The 3,527-nt window shown below is 45.8% G+C and carries 3 protein-coding genes; 2 read left to right on the forward strand and 1 reads right to left on the reverse strand.

All coding sequences use genetic code 11. The features are described from left to right. Positions 1-180 precede the first annotated feature (180 nt). The gene (locus tag ACTHY5_RS11600) at positions 181-1,302 is read left to right on the forward strand and encodes a baeRF11 domain-containing protein (RefSeq protein ID WP_441879840.1); all 1,122 of its coding nucleotides are present in this window, start codon (positions 181-183) and stop codon (positions 1,300-1,302) included. Between the two features lie 121 nt (positions 1,303-1,423). Continuing rightward, the gene (locus ACTHY5_RS11605) at positions 1,424-1,996 is read left to right on the forward strand and encodes a DapH/DapD/GlmU-related protein (protein WP_441879843.1); all 573 of its coding nucleotides are present in this window, start codon (positions 1,424-1,426) and stop codon (positions 1,994-1,996) included. A gap of 10 nt (positions 1,997-2,006) precedes the next feature. Here the strand turns inward: ACTHY5_RS11605 and ACTHY5_RS11610 are convergent, their stop codons facing one another. Then, positions 2,007-3,428 carry an MBL fold metallo-hydrolase gene (locus tag ACTHY5_RS11610; protein ID WP_441879846.1) on the reverse strand — a complete coding sequence of 474 codons (1,422 nt, stop codon included), beginning with the start codon at positions 3,426-3,428 and terminating at the stop codon, positions 2,007-2,009. Between the last annotated feature and the right edge of the window lie 99 nt (positions 3,429-3,527).

The following is a 3,527-nucleotide window of genomic DNA, read 5'->3' on the forward strand; positions in this document are numbered from 1 at the left end:
TTTAATTCTCACGCATTGACTACAGAAAATGAACGCTTTCGCATACCAAATATAAAAAACACAAATAAAGTAAATAAGTCTACATCACTAAAAATTAAATTAAGTGATAACTACTTTTTATTCCTCTATTTATTGTGCTATGTTGAACATTCGAGAACTTGGACTTACAAGGGGCTTTGAATGTATTACGTAGATATGCCTAGTACCGATGAAATCGGTGATCTCAACCTGATGCGCTCTGAAGCGTGCATCTCAATCTACCTACCCACTTCGCCGATTGGCCGCGAGATAAAACAAAGTCGAACTCATCTTAATACGCTTGTTAAACAGGCTATTAGTCAGCTTGAAAAAACCGGATTTGATAAACGCCAACATATTCAGGCTTTGCAAGATAAATTCGCAGACTTGCTGGCTGATGATGAATTTTGGGAGCACCAAGCCAACAGTTTAGCCATTTTGGCAACCCCTGAATCACTGCACACCTTTCGCTTGGCCAATAAGTTAACCGATATTGTTGAAGTGTCAGATCGCTTTCATTTAAAGCCGCTGCTACGGGCCATTACCTTTAGCCATAGCGCCCACATTTTAGCGCTATCAGAAAATGCCGTGCGCCTCATTGAACTTTCCCCTGACTTACCGCCTCGTGTGATTGAGGTGCCCAACTTACCCAGCGATGCGGCAGAGGCCACCAATAAGCTGATTGATAAAGACTTTAAAGGCAGTGGTCATCGCCCCAGTGGGCAAAGCCACAAAGCGTATTTAACTAACTATGCTCGTAAAGTGAATACCGCGCTGCGCCCGCTATTAATGCAGAGTCAGCAACCATTATTATTAGCAGCAACCCAGCCATTAGCGGCACTGTTTCGCTCATTAAGCTCCACTGCCATATTGCCCAACATTATTACCGGCAACCCTGAGCATCTCAGCGAAACCCAGTTGGCCACAGCGGCACGCCCACTACTCGATGCACACTACGCCGGTATTATTGCTAACTTTCATCAGTTATTTGATACTCGCACCAGCCAAAATCGCACTACGACTGATATTTCGAGTGCAGCACGACTGGCTACTTTTGGCGGTATTGAACAGCTATTGGTGGATATTGATGGGGTAGTTAATGGCTTTGTTGATGATGAGACAGGTGAAGTTATCTTCGATAACGAAAGTGACGCCATGAATTACGGCATTGTTGATGAAATCACCTGTCGCGCTTTTCGCACCGGTGCCAAGGTGATGGCAGTACGCAAGCAAGATATTCCTGGTGGCCACGACTTGGCAGTCATTGCACGCTATCCGGTGTAACGCACTCGCTCACCATACCAATAGCGAATCACCATATAGACAAGGGCGCACTCGCCCTTGTCTTTTTTGATAAATCAGATCATATTTTTACTTCGATAAGTATAACAGGACAGCTTCGCTTATGAGTCAACAGCACAGTGGAATTTTTGCCAATATGCTCGCCGGTGGCATCATTAAAAACGATGCCCCTGATATGAAAAAGGTATGGGGACAAATCGCCAGAACCAGAAAACTCTCAGTAGAACTTAATAACTCAACAAGCGTCAATCAAAGCCGTGGCCGCTTAAGCGAGATCATTAACCACAACATAGCAGCCAGCACCATTATACTGGTGCCCTTTCATACTAACTTTGGCCAGCACATTACCCTTGGTCATAATGTATTTATTAATCACGACTGTAGCTTTTTAGATATGGGCGGCATTACCATTGAAGATAATGTACAAATAGGCCCCAAAGTCAGCTTAATCACCGAAGATCACCCACTTGAGCCCACACAACGGCGAGACCTTAAGCTCAGTGCAATTGTTATAAAGAACAATGCTTGGTTAGGGGCTGGGGCCATGATATTACCCGGGGTTACGATTGGAGAAAATGCCGTGGTGGCCGCCGGCGCCGTGGTTACCAAAGACGTAGCAGCCAACACTGTGGTGGCAGGTGTTCCTGCAAAGCTCATTAACACGCTGGCTAAATAAGCCTGTGACCTTAGTCGTCACCTTCAGTCTGTGGGATCATCACCTCAACATGGGGCAAGAGTGCTTCTAACTTAGCTTTTAATATCAACTTTGCCTCGGTGTCGCCGTGCACTAAACGAATTTGCTTAAGGGTTGAGGGAATGGCTTGGGCAAAGGCAAGTAAGTCACTTTGGTCGCCGTGAGCCGAGTAGCCATCTATTTTATGAATAAGCGCATTAATGGCAATACGCTCATCGTCTAACTCGACCCAAGCATAATCATCGCTGGCATCCGTTAATAACGCCACCCCATCAAAACGGGGTCCGTTCTCAACAATCACCCGCCCTGGAGTATCTTCAGCCTGAAAGCCCACAAACAAAATATGATGGCGTGCGTCAGGTAATAACTCCTTTAAATAATTTACGACTCGCCCGCCCGCGCACATCCCCGATCCGGCAATAATCACCGCTGGTTTATCTGATTTTAAGAGATTTTCGAGACAAAGTAGGTGATCTTCATGGCCATCAATCACAGTTAACTGCGAAAATATAAGCGGATGGCGGCCTTGTTTTAGCAAGGCTTGTGCATCTTGGTTCCAGTGGTATTTTAAATCACCGTATAAGCTGGTTATTTTTGCTGCCAAGGGGGAGTCGACAATAATCTCAAGTTCATTCCATAACACTTGCTCTGTCACGTTATCTTGGCCAAAGTCGTGGATAATACTTTCTAGTTCATATAATAAATCTTGAGTGCGCCCCAAACTAAAAGCGGGAATTAACACTAAACCTTGATCGGTAAAGCTTTGCTCTATTTCTGATTTTAAGCGCAAACGTCTATCCACTCGGCTAGGATGCTCCCGATCGCCATAAGTACTTTCTAATACCAATATCTCGCACGGGCTAGGAGGCGTCGCTTTTATAATAAGCGGAGAATCTTTGGCTCCTAAGTCGCCGCTAAACGTCACTTTCTGACCCGCAGCTTCACATTCCACATAAGCCGAGCCTAAAATATGCCCCGCCTGTTGAAACCTAAAGCGAATGTCGGTGCCAAGCAAGGGCTGCCACTGCGCATAAGGCAGCGGGCGGATTTGGCGCTGCATTTGCTTGAGTACCTGCTTAGCCACTGATTTACTGTGCTTAGCACTAAACTTAAGCGCATCTTCTAACATGGCGGGCAATAAAATGGCAGACGGCTCGGTACAAAAAATAGGTCCGGTAAAGCCCGCCAGCAATAAATAGGGAATACGCCCTACGTGATCCACATGCACATGCGTCACCACCAGCGCGCGAATATGCTCAATATCAAAGTCGATATCTAAGTCTTCACGAAAATCGGTTCCCTGAAACAAGCCACAATCAATCAGTATGCCCGAATCTCCGACTCGCACTTCGTGGCACGAACCGGTCACACCCAACACAGCACCATGGTGTTTAATATCAAGCGTTTTGCTCATCTTCAGGCCCTCACATTAATAGCAACGTCGCTAAAGTGAGTGTATCAAAGGTAAGTAACATTAACCGTGCCAAGATCATAAACTGGCCACAGTAAAGCC

The sequence above is a fragment of the Oceanisphaera sp. genome (genome assembly GCF_052084945.1).
In the GTDB taxonomy this organism is placed as follows: Bacteria; Pseudomonadota; Gammaproteobacteria; order Enterobacterales; family Aeromonadaceae; genus Oceanimonas.